This window comes from Streptomyces sp. NBC_00299 (assembly GCF_036173045.1).
Taxonomy (GTDB): Bacteria; Actinomycetota; Actinomycetes; order Streptomycetales; family Streptomycetaceae; genus Streptomyces; species Streptomyces machairae.
The window spans coordinates 7,760,752-7,781,263 of sequence record NZ_CP108039.1; the positions used below are offsets into that span (position 1 = coordinate 7,760,752).

15 protein-coding genes and 1 tRNA gene are annotated in these 20,512 nt (G+C 70.2%); 11 read left to right on the forward strand and 5 right to left on the reverse strand.

Translation table 11 applies throughout. The annotated features are described in order from the left end of the window. Positions 1-172 precede the first annotated feature (172 nt). From OHT51_RS34695 to OHT51_RS34715, 5 genes are all read left to right on the forward strand, one after another. Entirely contained in the window at positions 173-1,498 is a 1,326-nt protein-coding gene (locus OHT51_RS34695) for an ABC transporter substrate-binding protein (protein ID WP_443052629.1), read from the forward strand. Next, on the forward strand, positions 1,498-2,496 hold the full coding sequence (locus tag OHT51_RS34700; protein WP_328882854.1) for a carbohydrate ABC transporter permease: 999 nt from the start codon (positions 1,498-1,500) through the stop codon (positions 2,494-2,496). The genes OHT51_RS34695 and OHT51_RS34700 overlap by 1 nt, the downstream gene beginning before the upstream one ends. After that, the gene (locus tag OHT51_RS34705; protein WP_328882855.1) at positions 2,496-3,404 is read left to right on the forward strand and encodes a carbohydrate ABC transporter permease; all 909 of its coding nucleotides are present in this window, start codon (positions 2,496-2,498) and stop codon (positions 3,402-3,404) included. The genes OHT51_RS34700 and OHT51_RS34705 overlap by 1 nt, the downstream gene beginning before the upstream one ends. 13 nt (positions 3,405-3,417) lie before the next feature. Then, positions 3,418-4,017, forward strand: coding sequence for a hypothetical protein (locus OHT51_RS34710; RefSeq protein ID WP_328882856.1), 600 nt, complete (start codon positions 3,418-3,420; stop codon positions 4,015-4,017). A gap of 88 nt (positions 4,018-4,105) precedes the next feature. Next, the gene (locus OHT51_RS34715) at positions 4,106-6,841 is read left to right on the forward strand and encodes an exo-rhamnogalacturonan lyase family protein (RefSeq protein WP_328882857.1); all 2,736 of its coding nucleotides are present in this window, start codon (positions 4,106-4,108) and stop codon (positions 6,839-6,841) included. A gap of 66 nt (positions 6,842-6,907) precedes the next feature. Here the strand turns inward: OHT51_RS34715 and OHT51_RS34720 are convergent, their stop codons facing one another. Next, on the reverse strand, positions 6,908-9,391 hold the full coding sequence (locus OHT51_RS34720; protein ID WP_328882858.1) for an SCO7613 C-terminal domain-containing membrane protein: 2,484 nt from the start codon (positions 9,389-9,391) through the stop codon (positions 6,908-6,910). A 100-nt stretch (positions 9,392-9,491) separates the two neighbouring features. Between OHT51_RS34720 and OHT51_RS34725 the strand changes: the two genes are divergently transcribed. Both OHT51_RS34725 and OHT51_RS34730 read left to right on the forward strand, forming a co-directional pair. Then, positions 9,492-9,974, forward strand: a complete 483-nt coding sequence (locus OHT51_RS34725) for an SRPBCC family protein (RefSeq protein ID WP_328882859.1) — start codon at positions 9,492-9,494, stop codon at positions 9,972-9,974. A gap of 39 nt (positions 9,975-10,013) precedes the next feature. After that, positions 10,014-10,085: transfer RNA gene (locus tag OHT51_RS34730), tRNA-Val, on the forward strand. A 54-nt stretch (positions 10,086-10,139) separates the two neighbouring features. On the opposite strand, the gene OHT51_RS34735 is transcribed toward OHT51_RS34730, so the two are convergent. After that, positions 10,140-10,865 (reverse strand): 3'-5' exonuclease, encoded by a 726-nt coding sequence (locus OHT51_RS34735; protein ID WP_328882860.1) that lies wholly within the window; start codon positions 10,863-10,865, stop codon positions 10,140-10,142. Between the two features lie 168 nt (positions 10,866-11,033). On the opposite strand from OHT51_RS34735, the gene OHT51_RS34740 reads away from it, so the two are divergent. The 3 genes from OHT51_RS34740 (at position 11,034) to thrS (ending at position 14,924) form a co-directional block, all read left to right on the forward strand. Further along, a complete protein-coding gene (locus OHT51_RS34740; protein ID WP_328882861.1) occupies positions 11,034-11,600 on the forward strand; it encodes a DUF4365 domain-containing protein in 567 nt (188 codons plus the stop codon). Next, positions 11,597-12,826 (forward strand): hypothetical protein, encoded by a 1,230-nt coding sequence (locus OHT51_RS34745; protein WP_328882862.1) that lies wholly within the window; start codon positions 11,597-11,599, stop codon positions 12,824-12,826. Before OHT51_RS34740 ends, OHT51_RS34745 begins: the two co-directional genes overlap by 4 nt. A gap of 121 nt (positions 12,827-12,947) precedes the next feature. Then, a complete protein-coding gene (gene thrS, locus OHT51_RS34750) occupies positions 12,948-14,924 on the forward strand; it encodes a threonine--tRNA ligase (protein WP_328882863.1) in 1,977 nt (658 codons plus the stop codon). A gap of 35 nt (positions 14,925-14,959) precedes the next feature. Here the strand turns inward: thrS and OHT51_RS34755 are convergent, their stop codons facing one another. Then, positions 14,960-15,619, reverse strand: a complete 660-nt coding sequence (locus OHT51_RS34755) for a potassium channel family protein (protein WP_328882864.1) — start codon at positions 15,617-15,619, stop codon at positions 14,960-14,962. Positions 15,620-15,697: 78 nt separating this feature from the next. On the opposite strand from OHT51_RS34755, the gene OHT51_RS34760 reads away from it, so the two are divergent. Further along, on the forward strand, positions 15,698-16,246 hold the full coding sequence (locus tag OHT51_RS34760; RefSeq protein ID WP_328882865.1) for an HIT family protein: 549 nt from the start codon (positions 15,698-15,700) through the stop codon (positions 16,244-16,246). Positions 16,247-16,381: 135 nt separating this feature from the next. Here the strand turns inward: OHT51_RS34760 and OHT51_RS34765 are convergent, their stop codons facing one another. Continuing rightward, entirely contained in the window at positions 16,382-18,043 is a 1,662-nt protein-coding gene (locus OHT51_RS34765) for a hypothetical protein (protein ID WP_328882866.1), read from the reverse strand. A 183-nt stretch (positions 18,044-18,226) separates the two neighbouring features. Beyond that, entirely contained in the window at positions 18,227-20,425 is a 2,199-nt protein-coding gene (locus OHT51_RS34770; RefSeq protein WP_328882867.1) for an elongation factor G-like protein EF-G2, read from the reverse strand. Positions 20,426-20,512: the final 87 nt, after the last annotated feature.

Sequence of the window (20,512 nt, forward strand, 5' to 3'; positions counted from 1 at the left end):
TCACGCCCCTGACCTGCGCCGACGCGAGAAACCCGGGCACACGGCCCGGCCGACTCGCCGCCATGTGCCGTCGCGTCGCCCCGCCGGCCGACAAGAAATTCCTGTCCGAATCATTGACGCACCCCGAGGCCCTCCGTAACTTGTGCCAGCAAGCGCTTACTTGAAACGATTCATGCAGGCGGCAGCGACGCTGCGGGGAGGCTCGACCGTGAGAACCAGCAGGAATGTTGAGAGGCGTACGATCCTGAAGGCCGCCGGCGCAACGGCGGCCACACTCGGGCTGGCCGCGACGACCGGCTGCGGTGGGGACGGAGGGGTCTCCGCCGATGGGACGGTGACGATCCGTTACGCGTGGTGGGGTGCCGAGGACCGCGCCGAGCGCATCAACAAGACCATTGAGCTGTTCCACAAGAAGTACCCGAAGATCAAGGTCAAGACGGACTTTCAGCCGTACACCGACTTCTGGAAGAAGTTCAACACCCAGGCCTCCGGGGGGAATCCGCCGGACGTGTTCCAGAATGCCATCGGCTTCCTGCGCAAATACGACGCGAAGAATGTGCTGCTCGATCTCAATGAGCAGGTCGAGGCCGGCAATCTGTCGATGGCCGGCTTCCGCGCGGGACTGGAGAAGTTCGGCGAGATCGACGGAAAGCTCCTCGGAGTTCCCGTCGGCTCCAACTCGATGGCCCTGGTCGTCGACAAGCCCGTCTACACCAAGGCGGGCGTGAAGCCGGAACAGGGCTGGACCTGGGACGACTTCGACGCGGCGATGACGAGGATCCGCGACAGGGCGGGACGCGCCGGCGACAGCGGCATGTACGGGGTCATGTACCTCTACGACCTCTACCTGCGACAGAACGGCAAGGCGTTCTTCACCGAGGACGGACTCGGCTTCACCGAGGCGGACCTGACGGACTGGTGGACCAAGGCCGAGAAGGGCGTGCGGGAGGGCGTCTACGCCGACGCCAAGAAGGTCGCCCAGATCAAGCCCAAGTCGGCCGTCTCCGCCGAGCTCGCCGGCGGCGAGTTCACCTGGGACAACTTCACGGTCCGCTACACGTCCGAGGGCAAGAGCGAGTACGGCCTCGCCCCCATCCCGACCACGGACGGCAAGAGGACCGGCCAGTACCTGGGCTCCTTGATGCTCAGCGCTTCCAGGCGCACCGAGCACCCCAAGGAGGTCGCCCAGTTCATCGACTTCATGGTGCACGACCCCGAGGTCGCCAAGATCATGGGCTACGACCGGGGTGTGCCCGCGACCCAGGCCCAGTTCGACGCGTTCCAGCCGACGGACGAGGTCAACAAGGGGATCGCCGCCTACGAGACCTCCCTCGTCGAGGCGGGCGTCCTGGAGCCCATCACCCCGCACCCGAACGGCGCGGACATCTGCGAGGCCGCGTTCCTGCGCATCGCCGAGGAGCTCGCGCTGGGCAAGCGGTCGGTGGACGAGGCCGTCAAGCAGTTCTTCACCGAGTCGAAGACGGCTCTCGCCGGCTGATGGGAACCGCCGTGACACACGCCCCTGCGGTGGCGGGCCCGGCCAAGGGCTCCGAGCCGCGGCACGGCCCGGTGCAGCCCGAGCGTCCCGCCGCCCTCAAGCGGCGGCTCCGCCGGGAGAACCTGGCCGGCTATCTCTTCATGTCCCCCTGGATCGCCGGGTTCCTGCTGCTCACGGCAGGCCCGATGATCGCCTCGCTCTACTTCGCCTTCACCGACTACAACCTCTTCGACGCGCCCAAGTGGATCGGCCTCGACAACTTCTCCGAGATGTTCGGCGACCCGCGCTGGCGCCACTCGGTGCAGGTGACGCTCTGGTACGTCGTCGTCGGCACGCCGCTCAAGCTGCTCGCGGCCCTCGGCGTGGCGCTCCTCCTGGCCCAGAAGCGGCGCGGGCAGGCCTTCTACCGGGCCGCCTTCTACGCCCCCTCGCTGATCGGCGCGAGCGTCTCCGTCGCCATCGTCTGGAAGGCGATCTTCTCGGACGACGCGATCGTCGACCGTACGCAGCAGATCTTCGGGATCGACGTCGGCGGCTGGACGGGCGATCCGGACCTGATCATCTACAGCCTGGTGGCGCTCACCGTCTGGCAGTTCGGCGCCCCCATGGTCATCTTCCTCGCCGGCCTCAAGCAGGTCCCGCGCGAGCTGTACGAGGCGGCCGAGGTCGACGGGGCGGGCAAGCTGCGGCGGTTCTGGAACATCACCCTGCCGATGATCTCCCCGGTCCTCTTCTTCAACGTCCTGCTGGAGACCATCCACTCCTTCCAGATCTTCAGCTCGGCCTACATCGTCGGCGGCGGCGCCGGAGGCAACGCCTGCGGTCCGGCCGACGGCTCGATGGTCTACACCTGCTATCTGTACGTCCAGGGCTTCGAGAACAGCCGGATGGGCCTGGCCTCCGCCATGGCCTGGATGCTGCTCGTCGCGGTGGCCCTGGTGACGGCGGTGCTGTTCTGGTCCCAGAAGCGCTGGGTGCACTACGAGGAGGGCGCCTGATGAGCGCACCGGCAACCGACATCAAGCCGGCGCACATCAAGCCGGCGCCCTCCGCGCGGGCCGGGGCGCTGCGCCGCCGACTGCCCGGTTCCGTCGCCTGGCACATCGGATCCCTGCTGGTCCTCGCGGTGATCCTCTACCCGGTGATCTGGGTCGTCGGCGGCTCGTTCAAGAACAGCGAGGACATCATCGGCAGCCTGGACCTCTTCCCGGGCGACCCGAGCGTCTCCAACTACACCAGCCTCGCCGACGGCATCGCCGACATCTCGATCTCCACCTTCTTCCTCAACTCGCTCTTCCTCGCGGTCGGGTCGGTGATCGGGATCGTGGTGTCCTGCTCGCTGACGGCGTACGCCTTCGCGAGGATCCGGTTCGCGGGCCGGAATCTGCTGTTCACGCTGATGATCGGCACCCTCCTGCTGCCGTATCACGTGCTGCTGATCCCGCAGTACGTGCTGTTCCGCAACATGGAGATGATCAACACCTACACCCCGTTGCTGCTCGGGAAGTACCTCGCCACGGAGGCGTTCTTCGTCTTCCTGATGGTGCAGTTCATGCGGAACCTGCCCAAGGAACTCGACGAGGCGGCCCGCCTAGACGGCTGCGGGCACTTGCGGATCTACTGGTCGATCATGCTGCCGCTGTGCCGGCCGGCCCTGATCACCAGCGCGATCTTCACCTTCATCAACGCCTGGAACGACTTCATGGGCCCGCTGATCTACCTCAACGAGCCCGACAAGTACACCGTCTCCCTCGGCCTGAAGATGTTCGTCGACCAGGAGGGCATCGCGAACTACGGCGGCATGATCGCCATGTCGCTCGTCGCCCTGCTGCCGGTCCTCGCCTTCTTCCTGGCCTTCCAGCGGTATCTGATCGACGGCATGGCGACCTCCGGACTGAAGGGCTGAGGGGGCGGTCACGATGGCCCAAGCGCGGGTGAAGGCTCGTACGTCACGCGGGGAGTCCTTCTTCGCCGAGAAGTTCGGTGTGTTCGCCGAGTGTCTGCTGACCGGTGTCTGGATCGCGGTGGCCTCCCTCGGCGTGGTCACCTATCCGGCCGCCTTCGCCGCCGGGGCCCGGCATCTGCATCGCCGCATCACCCACGAGGGCGGTGGCCTGCGGGAGTTCGTCGCCGACTTCCGCGTGGCCGTGCGGCGTGGGTGGGTCGTCGGGCTCGCCGGGTGGGCCGTGGCCGGCGCGGTCCGGGTGGACGTCCAGGCCGCGCGGGCCGGGATTCCCGGCGGGCCGCTCGTCGGGGCCATCGGGGTGTTCGCGCTGATCGGTGCCGTCGTGGCCCTGCTGCGGGCCGCGGCGGTCTGGACACCTGAGGCCGGCTGGCGGGCGCTGCTCGCGGGCGCCGGGCGCCGTGCCGTGCTCGACCTCGCCGGGTCCTTCCTGATCATCGGCGGGCTGGCCGTCGTGGCCGCCTCCGCCTGGTTCGCCGCGCCGCTGGCGGTCCCTGTCCTGGGGGCCGTCGTGGCGGCGGCCGTCGCCGTGGAGGAGCGGTACCGGCACCGCTGAACCGACGGTGTCTCGCACAAGGCCGGCGCTCCGGGCGCCGCCTCTCTCTGTCATGCCCCTGACCACCTGCCCATGGAAAGGAAAGGCCATGTCCCCCATCCCCCGCAGGTCCCTCCTCAAGGCGGCCGCCGTCGCCGGAGCTGCCGCGCAGTTCAGCTGGGCGCTTGGAGCCAAGGGCGCGCAGGCCGCGCCGAGTGGCGCCGAAGCCGACGATGACCCTGTGACCCTGGACTGGCTGGAGGACGGCGGCCTCGGTGCCGCGCCCGGCTCCACCGTCGGCGTCCCCTGGCCGAAGGGCGCCTACCGGCAGGACCAGGATTTCGCGGTCAGGGACGCCGACGGCAAGGAGGTGCCGGTCCAGTCCTGGCCGATCGCCCACTGGCCCGACGGCTCGCTCAAGTGGACGGCACACGCGGTCAGTTCGGGCAACGGCAAGCTGTCTCTGAGCGCCGGTGAGGCCGCCGTACCGGAGCAGAAGGTCACCGTCGACAAGAGCGGTGGCGCGATCACCGTCTCCACCGGCGTCATCACCGCGAAGATCGGCAAGTCGGGCGCCACGCTCATCAAGTCGGTCACCCGCGGCTCCACCGAGATCGCCAGGAACGGCCGCCTCGTGCTGATCCGCCAGCCCGAGATCGAGGACGAGGACCAGGGCGCGGTGAGGACCGAGCGCTTCGAGGGTGCCATCTCCGAGGTCACCGTCGAGCAGGAGGGCCCCGTCCGCGCCGTCGTCCGCATCGACGGCAAGCACCGCAAGGGCGGCCGGAGTTGGCTCCCCTTTTCCATCCGCCTCTACTTCTACGCAGGCGCCGACTCCTTCCGCATGGTCCACACCATCACGTACGACGGCACGCAGGAGCCGGGCAAGGCGAGCGGCGACTTCATCCGCGGCCTCGGCGTGCGCTTCACCGTCCCGATGCGGGACGAGTCGTACGACCGCCACGTCCGCATCGGCGGCGAGGGCACCGGCATGCTCCGCGAAGCCGTCAAGGGCATCACCGGACTGCGGCGCGATCCGGGGGCGGCCGTACAGGCGGCGCAGTTCGCCGGGGAGAAGCTGCCCGACCCGTCCACCTGGGACCAGCGCGTGACCACCCGGCTGCAGTACATCCCGGAGTGGGGCGACTACACCCTCTCCCAGCTCTCCGCCGACGGCTTCACCCTGCGTAAGCGCACGAAGAAGGGCTACGGCTGGATCGGCGCCGGCGGCGGCGGGCGTGCCTCCGGCTTCGGATACGTCGGGGGCGTCAGCGGCGGACTCTCCTTCGGGCTGCGGGACTTCTGGGAGAAGTTCCCCGCCCAGCTCGACATCCGCGACGCCCACACCGACGCGGCCGAGGTCACCATGTGGCTCTGGTCGCCCGAGGCGCAGCCCATGGACCTGCGGTTCTACCACGACGGCATGGGCCAGGACACCTACCCCGAGCAGCTCGAAGGCCTCAACATCACCTACGAGGACTACGAGCCCGAGTTCGGCACCCCCTACGGCATCGCCCGCACCTCCGAACTCCTCTTCTGGGCCAACGAGTCGACGCCCTCACCCGAGACTCTGGCCCAACAGGTCGAGGCCGTACGGGTGCTGCCGCAGCTCGCCGCCCCGCCCGCGCAGCTCATCAAGGCGGGGGTCTTCGGGCCGGGCCTGTACTCCGAGCCGGACCGCTCCACGCCGGCCAAGGCGAAGATCGAGGACCACCTCGACTTCCTCCTCACCTACTACAAGGACCAGGTGGAGATGCGCCGTTGGTACGGCTTCTGGGACTACGGCGACATCATGCACACCTACGACACCGTCAGACACCAGTGGCGGTACGACATCGGCGGCTACGCCTGGGACAACTCCGAGCTCTCGCCCGACCTGTGGCTGTGGTTCGCGTACCTGAGGAGCGGACGCGCGGACATCTTCCGGTTCGCCGAGGCCATGACCCGGCACACCGGTGAGGTCGACGTCTACCACCTCGGCGAATGGGCCGGCCTCGGCACCCGGCACGGTGTGCAGCACTACGCCGACAGCGCCAAGCAGCAGCGCATCGCCAACACCACCTACCGCCGCTACTACTACTTCCTCACCGCGGACGAACGCGTCGGCGACCTCATGCACGCCAACGTCGACTCCGACGAGACCTTCCTCGTCCTCGACCCGATCCGCAAGATCCGCACCGAGCCGTACACCCCCGACCGGCACGCCCTGTCGATCGGCTTCGGCACCGACTGGAGCGGACTGGTGTCGGCCTGGCTGACGGAGTGGGAGCGCAAGGGCCCCAAGTGGGAGAAGGCCAAGGCGCGGGTCCTGTCCAGCATGGAGACGATCGCCGACCAGCCCAACGGCTTCGTGCAGGGCAGCGGCCTCTACGACCTCGACACGGGCAGGTTCGCCGTCGCCGACAAGCCCGTCGTCGGCGTCTCCCACCTCTCCGCGGTCTTCGGTCTGAACGAACTGTGCGCCGAGCTGATCGACCTGGTCGACATGCCGAAGTTCAACGAGGCGTACTACGACTACTGCCGCTACTTCAACGCGACGAAGACCGAGCAGGCGGCACGCTACGGCTCCAACTTCGGCTCCCTGCTGCTCTTCCAGGGGCACTCGCGCCTGGACGCGTACGCCGCCGTCCGGACCGGCGACGAGAAGCTCGCCACGCGCGCGTGGGAGAAGTTCTACAACTCCGACGGCTACAAGGAGTCGGCACCGTGGCGGACGGAGAAGCTGAGCGGCCCCGACGCGCTGGTCCCGGGCAGCGAGGCCGCCTGGGTGTCCACCAACGACACCGCGCTGTACGGGCTCGCGGCCATTGAGAACCTGGCGCTGCTGGGCGACAGGATGCCGTAACAGGTTGTGGGGAACTGCGGGGCCGTTGTGGCTGGTCGCGCAGTTCCCCGCGCCCCTGGGTGGGCTTCAGTGCATGTTGCCCAGGAAGTCCCGCATCTTTCGGGCGTTCCTGAGGCGTTGCTCGTACGTCGCTCCGATGGCCAGCAGGAGGAGGCCGGCCAGGGCGGGCGGTACCCAGCGGGGGAGTGCATCGGTCACCTGGGCGATGTACGGGGCGAGTTCGTGCAGGGCGTCCAGGGCCAGCACCGCGCCGCCGAGGAGGAGCGGTGCCTGGAGGTGGTGGCGGGCGCCGAGCAGGGTGACCGCCAGGGCCGCCAGGCCGAGGAGCAGGGGGCGCGTCCACTGCGGGTCGCCCCAGGCCGCGAGGAGGCTCGGCACGAGGGTGGCGGCGAGTCCGGGGCCGTACGCCGTCCAGGACGAGGCCTGCGGATCGCGGCGCCTGAGCAGGGCGCCGACCAGCAGGGCCGGGACGGTGACCGGCAGCGTGTACGCCTCGGGCGTCCCGACGTCCCAGGCCGCCAGACGCACCCACGTGGCCAGCACGAACAGAGCGGCGGAGGCGTAGGCCACGGACCGGCGTTCCGGACGGACCGCCGTACCGGCCGTGATCACACCGCACAGCGCCAGCACCAGGGCCAGCATCGGCAGGTCGGCCGGTGCCGCGGCCAGCGCGACGGCGAGCAGCGCGGCGATCGCGCCCGTCACCTCGACCGGGACCGTCGCCCGCGCGTCACCGAGCCGCGCCGCGAGCAGAGCCGCCGCCACCGGGACCACCAGGACCAGCAGGGCGACGTACTGCGCCTGCCAGCCGGCCGCGGCCCCCGCCGCACAGGCCAGCCCGGCGGCGTACGCGAGCCCGGCCGGGGCCGTGACCGGAGCGAGGTGCGCCTTCCAGGAGGCCGTCGCGAAGAGCGCCGTCAGCGCGGCGAGCACGGTGAGGGTCGCGGCCTCGGTGGTCAGCGAGAGGAAGGCGAGCGGGAGTGAGGTGAGGAGGGCGAGGACCGTGGCGGTCGCGCGGGGGGTGGGGACGCCGATGGGAGTGGCTGTCACGGCTGCGGGCTCTCCCACGGCGGTGGTGGCGGGTTCCTCCGGCGAGGTCGCCGACGGCTCCTGCGCCGTCGCCGGCTGTTCGGACGGTCGTATCCACGCGGCCGCCGCGAGGGCGCCGGCCGTGGTGATTGCCAGGGCCACCAGGCCCACGGCGTAGGGGACTTCGAGCACGGCGGGCAGGACCAGCGCCGCTGCCCATGCCAGGACCAGCACGCCGGTCAGGGCCCGGGTCCGCCACGCGGTGTCGCGTGCCGCGAGGAGCAGTACGGCGGCGACCATGGCCAGGACGACCGGCACCGTCTCCGTGTACGGGGGCCAAGGAGCGTCGACCGCCGTCGCATGCCGCACATCGCCGGGCGCCCCGGACCACACCTGATCCACCCAGGCCACCGGACCCACGAGCGCGATCGCCACCAGCGGCAGCGTCCACAGCAGGGCGAGTCCCTGCACGGTGGCGGAGGCCCGGGTGAGCCCGTCGCGCAGCGCCTGCGGCAGCCGGTCCGCCCGGATCGCCGCGAGCAGGGCGATGCCGCATGCCAGATACACCGGAACCGTCCAAGCCTCTGACAGCACGGGGCGGGCGGTGCCGCCGAGCGCGGCGACCGTGAGGAGACCGGCGGCGACGGAGAGGCCGAGCGCCTGCTTCGCGGCGGCCTGCTGCCACGCCACCGCGACCGCGATGCCCGCGGCCAAGAGGAGGAGCGCCGCCGCACGGGCGGCGGCGCTCGGGCCGGTGGCCGTCCAGGACAGCCAGCCGGCGGCCCACACGCCCCAGGCGCCCATGCCGTACGCACCGATCACCGCGGTGATCCGCACGGACCCGGCAGGCACCCGGAGCGCAACACCCGCGTCGACCCCGGCCGTCACCAGCACGGCGGCCATGATCCCGAACAGGCTCGCGTCGGCCGCCACCGCCCACAGGGTGAGCGGGAGTTGGGCGGCGATCAGAGCGGCCGGCAGGGGCAGACGCAGCTCGGAGGTGCGCGGCAGCAGGCCGTACGCCGTCCACAGAGCCGCCAGCACGGCCGAGGCGGCCGCGAGGTAGCCGGTGGCGTCCACGTCGGCCAACCCGACCTCGTGCAGCGCGTAGGCGTCGAGCGCCGTCAGCACGAGCCCCAGGCCCGCCACCGACTCGGCCGTCGACCGCAGCCCGCGCTTCAGCAGCGGCAGCGGCGCGGCGAGCACCGCCACCGTGACCGCGCCGAGCACCAGGCCCCGCCCGGCGATCCCCATGTGCCCCCAGCTGACCAGCGTGAACGCCATCGCGGCGACCGTCAGCAGGACACCGCCCAGCACCAGCAGGACGTTCTGCACCCGGGGCGCCGAAGCCTCGGGGCGGGGCGGGACGAGAGGCGCCGGAGCGGACCGGGAGGCCGCCGCTTGCAGCGCGGTGACGAGCCAGGCTCGGCGGTGCAGCAACTGGGCCCGACGGGCGTCCAGCTGGCGCAGCTCGAGGTCGAGAAGCCGCAACTCCTCGGCCGGGGGCGGAAAGTGCGTCATGGCAGGAGTGTGGTCCGTGTCACGCCGCAGGGCATGAGTGCTCATACTCAGTACGTACTCAGATGCGGCGGAAACCCCTTGGCGGGGGCAGACTCGGCCCATGGACTGGAGCCACTACCGCTTCCGCAGCCTGTGGGCCCTGCCCGCACCGCCCGACATCGTCTACGACCTGCTGGAACAGGCCGAGGGCTACCCCCGCTGGTGGCCCCAGGTGCGCGAGGTGAACCGGATCGACGACACCAGCGGCGTGATCACGATCCGCTCCGTCCTCCCGTACGACATGACCTTCACCGCGCGCGAGGTGCGGCGGGAGCGCGGGGCGGGCGTGCTCGAGATCGCCATGTCCGGCGACCTCGACGGCTGGGTGCGCTGGACCGTCACCCCGCGCGGCGGCGGGAGCCTGGCTCGCTACGAGCAGGTCGTCGACGTGAACAAGCCGCTGCTGCGGCGGCTCGCGGTACCCGGGCGGCCCGTCTTCCGTGCCAACCACTGGCTGATGATGCGCTCCGGACGGCGGGGCCTGGCGGCGCACTTGGCCCGTGCGCGGCAAGGCGGCCATGAAGACGGCCATCAAGCGGTTTGAAGGAACCGTGAGGGGACCTGTATTGTTCAGTCCGTTCCCGGGCGATTAGCTCAGTGGGAGAGCGCTTCGTTCACACCGAAGAGGTCACTGGTTCGAACCCAGTATCGCCCACCGGGAAAGGCCGGTCCGCCACAGCGGACCGGCTTTTTTTGTGCTCTCCACCTCCTATGCGGCCGCCGGCAGATCCGGGCGCAGCGGCCACGCCGGGTCCACCGCCTCGTCGCTGCCGCTGCGGGCGAACCACGCCTGCAGCCCGCGTGCCTGTGCCGCGTGCCACACCGCCTGAAGCGTGTGCAGCTCGGCGGGGGACAGACGCTCCAGGCGGGCGGCGAAGCGGCGCCCCACCGCCCGTACGACCTCCAGTGAGGCCAGTGCGTCGGCCGCCGCGTCGTGCGCGCCGTCCAGCGTGACGCCGTAGTGCGCACACAGGTCGGTCAGGGTGCGGCGACCCTTGCGGTAGCGGTCCAGATGCTTGTCCAGGACGCGCGGATCGAGCACCAGCAAGGGCGTCGTCTCGAACCAGTGGTCCAGCGAGGAGGCGCGATGACGGCGCAACTCGCGGTCCAGCAGCGTCAGATCGAAAGGCGCGTTCATCACCACGATCGGCCGGGCCGTCGCGGCCTGACCGGCCAACTCCTCGGCTATCTCCTGCATTACCGGCGCCGGCCAGCGGCCGTTGCGCTGGAGATGCTCCTCCGTCAGTCCGTGTACCGCCGTTGCCGCTTCCGGCACCGGGACACCCGGGTTCACCAGCCACTGGGTCACCCGTGGCCGGGTACCCGGGGCGTCCTGTACGACGACGGCCGCCGAAACGATCCGGTCGGTCTCGACGTCCACGCCTGTCGTCTCCGTGTCGAATGCCACCAGCGGGCCCTCATACCAGCACGCCATACCTACACAACCCCTCGTTCACCCACGGCAGCTGACGTACCGTCTTCTGCCCGTTTGGTGATACCCGGGCTGTTTGCGGCGTACGCCGGGAGGACACAACAGGAGTGCGGGTCTTTGCAGTTCAGCGGCCCGATACGGGGATTCACCTTGCGTGGAAGGCTGTTGGTCATGGCGATAGCGCAGCCCGAGCGGGGCGGGCTGCTGCCCGAACTCACGGGCCCCCATCGCGGTTCACTCGCCACCACCGCCTGCATGGAGACACTGCAGGTGGGGTATCTGCACGCGGTCGCGGCGGCGGCCGGGTGCTCCCTTTCGCAGCCATTCCCGGACAACGGCATCGACTGGCACGTCAGCCACAGCGCGCCCGGTCACACGGTCGACGACGAAGTCACCATAAAGGTGCAGCTCAAGGCCACTTACCAGATCGCGCCGAACCCGCGCGGCCGGTTCTTCTCCTTCACGCTCGACAACGACCACCTGGCGAAGCTCGCCCGCACCCCGGTCTCGGTGCACAAGATCCTCGTCGTGATGCTCGTTCCGCGCACCCAGGACGACTGGTTGCGTGCCAGTCACGACCGGCTCGACCTGCGGCACTGCTGCTACTGGGTCAACCTCGCCGGCCACGCGATCACCGGCCGGCGCCGCACCACCGTGCGGATACCGACCTCACGCATCTTCGACGACCGGGCGCTCTGCGAGATCATGACGCGGGTCGGTACGGGAGGCAGACCATGACACACCGCCCCCTGGAAGAGCCGGTACGGCCAGTCAGGCCGCACCCGGTCCACGCGTCCTGGGACCGTCCCCCCGAGCCCGGCGAGGTGGACCCCGCGGTGCTCAGCGCCCTGCTGCACCGGCACGGCTGGCAGCGACGCGGGGGAGCGGCGGGACGCTACGGCCGCTGGACCCCGCCGGGACCGGGCGGCAACGGCACGAGCCTGCTCGTCCCCGAGTCCCGCGCCTTCCCCGACAGCGACGACCTGCTCGGCGAGGCGCTCGTCGCGCTCTCCCGCAGCGGCATGCCCTCCGCGCGCGAGGTGCTGGTCGGGCTGGCCGTTCCCAGCGACGAGGTCCGCTGGTGGCGGGACGCGCCGAGCGGGCCCGCCGGGGCCGCGCCCTGGACCGTCGAGGAGGAACTGCGCACCGCCGCCCGCCAGATGCTCCTCGCCGCGGCGCTCGCCACACGCGCGCGTGCCGGCTACTACGGCGCCCGGCACCGCCGCTCGGCCGCCGCGATGCTGGAGAGCGTCTTCGTCGGCTCCGCGGCCGGCGGCGGCCACCTCGCCGCCTTCGTGCCCGTCGGTGCGGGCCGCCCGCTCGCCGTACGTCTCCACCAGGCCCTGTACGCCGCCCGCGAGGCCATCGACTACCAGCGGGCCACCGGCGGCATGGACGCCTTCGACGGTGCCGTCGAGGCCGGCGTCAGCCGCGAGCTCACCGAGGCTCTGATCGCCCTCGTCCGCGGTACGGAGGGGGCGCGCATCGCCGTCCAGTGGGCGCCCGCCGCCGGGGTGCCCGAGGACTGCGCGAGCGGGGTAGAGCCGGTCGAGTTCTCGCCGGGCGACCTGCCCGTGCTGCGCGAGGCCGGGGCCCGCTACCTGCGCGAGGAACCCTCCGTGCCGGTCAGGATCACCGGCGCGGTCGTACGGATGCGCCGCTCGGGAACGCGCGGGGAGGGCACCGTACGGCTGCGCGTCATCGCCGGCGCAGAGATCCCGTACGTCCGGCTGACCCTGGACGAGGAGTCGTACCGCATCGCCGGCCACGCCCACCTCGTCGGGCTGCCGGTGCGGGTGCACGGGCGCCTGGAGAGCCGGGGCGGCTTCCGCAAGGTCACCGGGGCCTGCGGCGTCGTACCGGTACAGGTGGACGAGGCCGAACGGGACCGGCTGATGAAGTCGCTCCAGGAGGACCTGGACTTCTTCGAGGAGGCCTGCGGCGGGGAGGACGCCGGGGACTGAGGGATGCCCGCCCGGGACTGAAGGTGACCGTTTCGCGGTCGGCCCTCCGAGGTCGGTACGATCGCGTAATGCGCGCGCTCCTGGTATGGCGCCGCATTCCACCTTCAGTCAGGAGAGACCGGTGTCAGACGTCCGTGTGATCATCCAACGCGATTCCGAGCGGGAAGAACGCGTGGTGACGACGGGCACTACGGCCGCCGACCTCTTCGCCGGCGAGCGCTCGATCATCGCCGCGCGCGTGGGCGGCGAGCTCAGGGATCTGTCGTACGTGCTCTCCGAGGGCGAGGAGGTCGAGGGCGTCGAGATCTCCTCCGAGGACGGCCTGAACATCCTGCGCCACTCCACCGCGCACGTGCTGGCGCAGGCCGTGCAGGAGCTCTTCCCCGAGGCCAAGCTGGGCATCGGCCCGCCCGTCAAGGACGGCTTCTACTACGACTTCGACGTCGAGAAGCCGTTCACGCCCGAGGATCTCAAGGCCATCGAGAAGAAGATGCAGGAGATCCAGAAGCGCGGGCAGAAGTTCGCCCGCCGTGTGGTGAGCGACGACGACGCCCGTGCGGAACTCGCCGCCGAGCCCTACAAGCTGGAGCTGATCGGCCTCAAGGGCTCCGCCTCGTCCGACGACGGCGCGGACGTCGAGGTCGGCGCCGGCGAGCTGACGATCTACGACAACCTGGACGCCAAGACCGGCGACCTGTGCTGGAAGGACCTCTGCCGCGGTCCGCACCTGCCGTCGACCCGCGCGATCCCGGCGTTCAAGCTGATGCGCAACGCGGCCGCCTACTGGCGCGGCAGCGAGAAGAACCCGATGCTCCAGCGCATCTACGGCACCGCCTGGCCGACCAAGGACGAGCTCAAGGGCTACCTCGACTTCCTCGCCGAGGCCGAGAAGCGCGACCACCGCAAGCTGGGCAACGAACTCGACCTGTTCTCGATCCCCGAGCAGATCGGCTCCGGCCTCGCCGTCTTCCACCCCAAGGGCGGCATCGTCCGCCGCGTGATGGAGGACTACTCGCGCCGCCGCCACGAGGAGGAGGGCTACGAGTTCGTCTACACCCCGCACGCGACGAAGGGGAAGCTCTTCGAGACGTCGGGCCACCTGGACTGGTACGCCGAGGGCATGTACCCGCCCATGCAGCTCGACGAGGGCGTGGACTACTACCTCAAGCCCATGAACTGCCCGATGCACAACCTGATCTTCGACGCGCGCGGGCGTTCCTACCGTGAACTGCCGCTGCGCCTCTTCGAGTTCGGGACCGTGTACCGGTACGAGAAGTCCGGCGTCGTGCACGGCCTCACCCGCGCGCGTGGCTTCACGCAGGACGACGCGCACATCTACTGCACCCGCGAGCAGATGTCGGAGGAGCTCGACAAGACGCTCACCTTCGTCCTCGGCCTGCTCCGCGACTACGGCCTGACCGACTTCTACCTGGAGCTGTCCACCAAGGACCCGGAGAAGTTCGTCGGCTCGGACGAGGTCTGGGAGGAGGCGACCGAGACGCTGCGCCAGGTCGCCGAGAAGCAGGGTCTGCCCCTGGTCCCGGACCCGGGCGGCGCCGCCTTCTACGGGCCGAAGATCTCCGTCCAGACCAAGGACGCGATCGGCCGCACCTGGCAGATGTCGACCATCCAGCTCGACTTCAACCTGCCGGAGCGCTTCGACCTGGAGTACACCGGTCCGGACGGCGCCAAGCAGCGCCCGGTCATGATCCACCGCGCGCTGTTCGGCTCGATCGAGCGGTTCTTCGCGGTGCTCCTGGAGCACTACGCGGGCGCCTTCCCGGCGTGGCTGGCCCCGGTCCAGGCCCTCGGCATCCCGATCGGCGACGGGCACGTCGACTACCTGGAGAAGTTCGCCGCGGCGGCCAAGAAGAAGGGCCTGCGGGTCGAGGTGGACTCCTCCTCGGACCGCATGCAGAAGAAGATCCGCAACGCCCAGAAGCAAAAGGTGCCCTTCATGGTCATCGCGGGCGACGAGGACATGGCCAACAACGCCGTCTCCTTCCGCTACCGCGACGGCTCGCAGGAGAACGGCATCCCGTTCGACGAGGCCATCGCGAAGATCGCGAAGGTGGTCGAGGAGCGGACGCAGATGTGATCCGGCCGTACACGATCACGAGGCCCCCGGGAGGCTCAGCTCCCCGGGGGCCTCGTGTCGCTCTCGCGGGAGAAGATCTGTAGCAGCCACGAGGAGAACGATCCCGTCACCGCGCCGAGCAGGGCCAGCCCGCCGGCCATCATCCCGACCGCGATCGTCCGGCCGCGCGTGGTCACCGGAGTGATGTCGCCGTATCCGACGGTGGTGAGGGTTGCCGAGGCCCACCACAGCGCGTCCCCGAACGTCCGCATGGTGGCGCCGGGCGCCCCGCGTTCGGCCTGGTAGACCGCGAGGGAACCGGCGAATCCGAGCAGCAGGGTTGCCAGGCTCGCGTAAGCGATCACGCGCGCGTGCAGCGAGAGCCGGGGCTGCCCCTGTCGGCGCTGGATCACGTCGTAGAGCGGCACGATCCGCAGCGGCCGCAGGAGCGGCAGGATGACCACGACCGTGTGCAGGAAGTGGGTCCTGGCGAAGTGCAGAAAGCGCCCCCCGACGAGCCGCCAGCGCGTGACGTAGTCCGCGGCGAACAGCAGCCAGAGCGCGAGCATCGTGTACAAGCACACGTCCTCCCAGAGGGACGGCATGCTCACTGCAAGCACACGGGCGGCATAGGCACCCAGGAAGACCAGCGACGCCATGAACAGCGGGATCTCGGTGCGCTGCTCCCAGCGGCTGTAAGGGCTGTCGTCGTCCACCGGCCCAGCTTGGCGGGTGACCTTCCTCCCGCCGCCCCGGCGACACGCCGCGAACGGGCGAAGCAATATGCTGCACGCATGACGAGTGAGCCGGAGCAGCAGTGGGGAGTGGGGATCCAGGACGCGTTCCAGCGCCTGTGGACGCCCCATCGGATGGCCTACATCCAGGGTGAGAACAAGCCGACCGGTCCCGGCGCGGACGACGGCTGCCCCTTCTGCTCGATCCCGGCCAAGTCCGACGAGGACGGGCTGGTCGTCAAGCGCGGTGAGCAGGTGTACGCGGTCCTCAACCTGTACCCGTACAACGGCGGCCACCTGATGGTCGTGCCCTACCGTCACGTCGCCGACTACACCGACCTCACGGAGCCGGAGACCGTCGAGCTGGCCGCCCTCACCAAGCAGGCGATGACGGCCCTGCGCAGCGCCTCCGGGGCCCACGGCTTCAACATTGGCATGAACCAGGGCACGGTCGCCGGCGCCGGCATCGCGGCCCACCTCCACCAGCACATCGTCCCGCGGTGGGGCGGCGACACGAACTTCATGCCGGTGGTGGGCCACACACGGGTACTGCCACAGCTGCTGGCCGACACCCGGAAGATGCTGGCAGAGGCCTGGCCGGCGGTTTGACGCTTGGGCCGACGGTGCCATGAACCAGCCCGTCCGGCGCTTGAGGACGAGGCCGTTCAGGCCGAAGGGGGTCTGGGGGGCGCAGCCCCCGGGGCCGGTCACCCAGACCCACCTTGCGGCTCCACCGCCGGAGGCCTACGCGTCGTAGACGTCGGCCTTCCGCGGCATCGGATCCTGCACCGCCGTGCTCAGGAACGCCGAGCGCGAACCGAACTTGTCGGTGTCCACGCCGTTCTCGTCCAGCACCTTGATCGCCGCGGCATGCACCACCCGCAGCACCGGCGTGGCCGCGCGCAGCGCGTCGTCGGCCATGAACCGGTGCCGCCACGGCTGGTCCGCCCACGCGTGCCGCAGTCCGAACGGCTCGGGCAACCCCATCGTCCCGCCGAGCCAGTTCAGCAGCGGCGGATACCAGGAGATCGGGGCCCGCACCGCCAGCCGCACCACCTCGTCGGGATTGACCAGCGGAAGCTTCACCTTGCGGGTCTCCCACGGCTTGAACGACTTGGTGACCTCCTTGGTCGGCGCCTCGGGCTTCTCCTGGAAGAGCCCGTTCACCGGACCGAGGGCATGACCGGTCACCTCGATGCGCAGCGTCTCGTGCAGCACGGTCACCGTGATCAGCATGGTGATGATCAACTGGCCGTCCCAGAGCGTCCACTGGACGCCCAGGTAGTGCCGGTCACCGCTGCCGAACTGCTGCTTGTTGCAGATGTCCTGTATCGCGTGGTTCTTGACCTGGTACGCCTCGACGTCCGTGCCCTCCGGCCGGGACACCGCCTTCGCGCCCTCCGCGATCGGCGTGACGACCCAGTGCCGTATCGAAGGCTTGGGGAAACCACCGGTGTTGAGCGGACCGCGCTCCAGCATGCGCAGTTGGTCGTGGATCGAGCGGATGACGTCCCAGCTGCGGAACGGGTGGATCTCCCGCGTGGAGTCCGCGGCCACCAGGTCCTCGGCCAGCTGCCAGCTGCCCCAGCGTGTGCCCATGCCCAGTATCCCCTTGGGCCCGGCGTAGAACACGGAGTTGGACTGCTGTTCGGCGCTCAGCTTGGCCAGGGACTGGCGCAGCTGCTCGGCCTGGGTCTCGGTGGGGCTGGTCGGCACCGCCTCCGGCACCTTCGCGCCGACGCTGCTGCCGGCCAGCAGACTGTCCCAGCGCTCCCGCAGATCCCTCGCGGTGCGCTCGCAGACCTGCTTGGCCCAGAACCAGCCGACCACGGGCATGAGGACCGAGGCCCGCGCATACCAGCCCCAGAAGCCGGTGAACGGCATGCGGAGCAGGAAGAGCACGGCGAGCGCGCCCGCCGCCACGAGCAGCACCGAGGCGAGGGCGCCGCCGCGCTTCTCGTCCCGCTTGACGATGGTGGTGCGCAGCGTGAAGACCAGCAGCCACACGAACAGGCCGGGCAGGAACAGCACGCCGCAGATCACCATGATGGCGCTGAGCATCCGGTCGCGCGCCTTGCGGATGTTGTTCGCGGCCAGACAGTGCTCGACGACGACCTGCGGCTCGGTGCCGAAGGACTGGATCAGGGGCTTGCGGCCACTGCCGAGCATGCGGTCGACCACGGCCCTCGAGAAGGCCTCACCGAGGTTGGGACGGAAGATCCGCGCCCAGCCGCGGCCCGCCTTGATGTCGGTCTGGTGCCATTCGTTGTCGGCCTTCTTGATGTCCTCGTACGGATTGTCCCGATAGGCCGCCGAGGCCAGCGCGAACGTCGCCGTCTGGCCCTCACCTGCCGTGCGCGGCACCTGCGGACCGAAGATGTCCGCGTAACCGCTCTCAACGGTCATTCCCGCCCCCGATCGCCGCCCACTGTCGCTTCTGCGGCCTTCCCGACTTCCGTACTTCGCACACCTGTTGATCAATGATCAGCGTATCCTCCGCCACCGACAATCGTCGGCGGACGGCCGAAGCCGCCCGCCGACGCGGAGGGGAGCGATCCGCACAGGCCACTTGGTGGCGCCGGGCGCCAACTACGAGGCGGCGCGCGCCTCTTCCCGAATCCTTTCCGCGATCTGCGCCGGCATCGGTTCGTGCCGCGCGTACGCACGGTTGAAGCGTGCGGTGCCGTGCGACACCGAGCGGAGATCGACGGCGTACCGCCCGATCTCGATCTCCGGCACCTCGGCCCTGATGAGCGTGCGGCTGCCGTTGGTCTGCTCGGTGCCGAGGACCCGGCCGCGCCGCCCGGACAGGTCGCTCATCACGGCGCCGACGTAGTCGTCACCGACCAGGACGGACACCTCGGCCACCGGCTCCAGCAGATGGATCTTCGCGTCGGCAGCCGCCTCGCGCAGCGCCAGCGCACCGGCCGTCTGGAAGGCGGCGTCGGAGGAGTCCACCGAGTGCGCCTTGCCGTCGAGCAGCGTGATCCGGACGTCGACGAGCGGATGGCCCGCCGCAACTCCCTTGGCCGCCTGGGCCCTTACGCCCTTCTCCACCGAGGGGATGAACTGCCGTGGCACCGCGCCGCCGACGACCTTGTCCACGAACTCGATGCCCGAACCGCCCGGCAGGGGCTCCACCTCGATCTCGCAGATCGCGTACTGCCCGTGCCCGCCGGACTGCTTCACATGCCGGCCGCGGCCCGCCGACTTGCCCGCGAACGTCTCCCGCAGCGAGACCATGTGCGGTACGACGTCGACCTGGACGCCGTAGCGGCTGCGCAGCCGTTCCAGGGCGACGTCCGCGTGAGCCTCGCCCAGACACCACAGCACGACCTGGTGGGTGGCCTGGTTCTGTTCCAGTCGCATGGTCGGGTCCTCGGCGACCAGCCGGGACAGGCCCTGCGAGAGTTTGTCCTCGTCGGCCTTGCTGTGTGCCTGGATGGCGAGCGGCAGCAGCGGGTCGGGCATCTGCCAGGGCTCCATCAGGAGCGGGTCGTCCTTGGCCGACAGCGTGTCGCCGGTCTCCGCGCGGCTCAGCTTCGCCACGCACGCGAGGTCACCGGCAATGCAGTGGCTGAGCGTGCGCTGCTGCTTGCCGAAGGGCGCCGACAGGGCGCCGATACGCTCGTCGACGTCGTGGTCCTCGTGGCCGCGGTCCTCCAGGCCGTGCCCGGAGACGTGCACGGTCTCGTCGGGGCGCAGGGTGCCGGAGAAGACCCGTACCAGCGAGACCCGGCCGACGTACGGGTCGGACGCGGTCTTCACCACCTCCGCGACGAGCGGCCCGTCCGGGTCGCACACCTTCAGTGCGCGCGGTTTGCCGTCGATCGTGGTGACCGCGGGCGCCTCGCGTTCCAGCGGGGTCGGGAACCCGCGCGTGATCAGCTCCAGCACCTCGATCGTGCCGAGCCCCTGCCGGGCGCCGTCGGCCGCGGGCGCCGCGGCCAGGACGGGATGGAAGGCACCGCGCGCGACGGCCCGTTCCAGGTCCTCGATCAGCGTCTTGACGTCGATCTGCTCGCCGCCGAGGTACCGGTCCATCAGGGTCTCGTCCTCCGACTCGGAGATGATCCCCTCGATCAGCCGGTTGCGGGCCTCCTCGATCTGCGGCAGCTGGTCGTCGCCGGGCTCGGACTCCTTGCGTTCCCCGGAGGAGTAGTCGAACAGCTGCTGTGACAGCAGCCCGATCAGTCCGGTCACGGGGGCGTGCCCGTCGGGGGCCTGCGGGCCGCGCAGCGGCAGGTACAGCGGGAGCACGGCGTCGGGGTCCTCGCCGCCGAAGGCCTCCGCGCAGATCCGCGTCATCTCCTCGTAGTCGGCCCGCGCGGACTCCAGGTGCGTGACGACGATCGCGCGCGGCATGCCGACGGCCGCGCACTCCTCCCACACCATGCGGGTCGAGCCGTCCACACCGTCCGAGGCCGAGACGACGAAAAGGGCCGCGTCCGCCGCTCGCAGACCGGCCCTGAGTTCCCCGACGAAGTCGGCGTATCCGGGGGTGTCCAGAAGGTTGACCTTGATGCCGTCCCATTCGACCGGCACCAGGGAGAGCTGTACCGAGCGTTGCTGCCGGTGCTCGATCTCGTCGTAGTCCGAGACGGTGCCGCCGTCCTCGACGCGGCCCGCCCGGTTCACCGCCCCCGCCGTCAGTGCGAGAGCTTCCACCAAGGTGGTCTTGCCCGATCCGGAGTGGCCGACCAGTACCACATTCCGTACGGACGCGGGGTGGTCGGCCGCTGTAGCCCTGCCGGCGGCTCCGGGGTGTGCGTTCGCCTTGTCGCCCATGATCTTGCCTCCCGTGCACGGTGAGGTCACTGTGGGCGCGGACATACCTTTCCGCGTGCGAGGCGGCTCCGGTGACGCCCGCGGTCC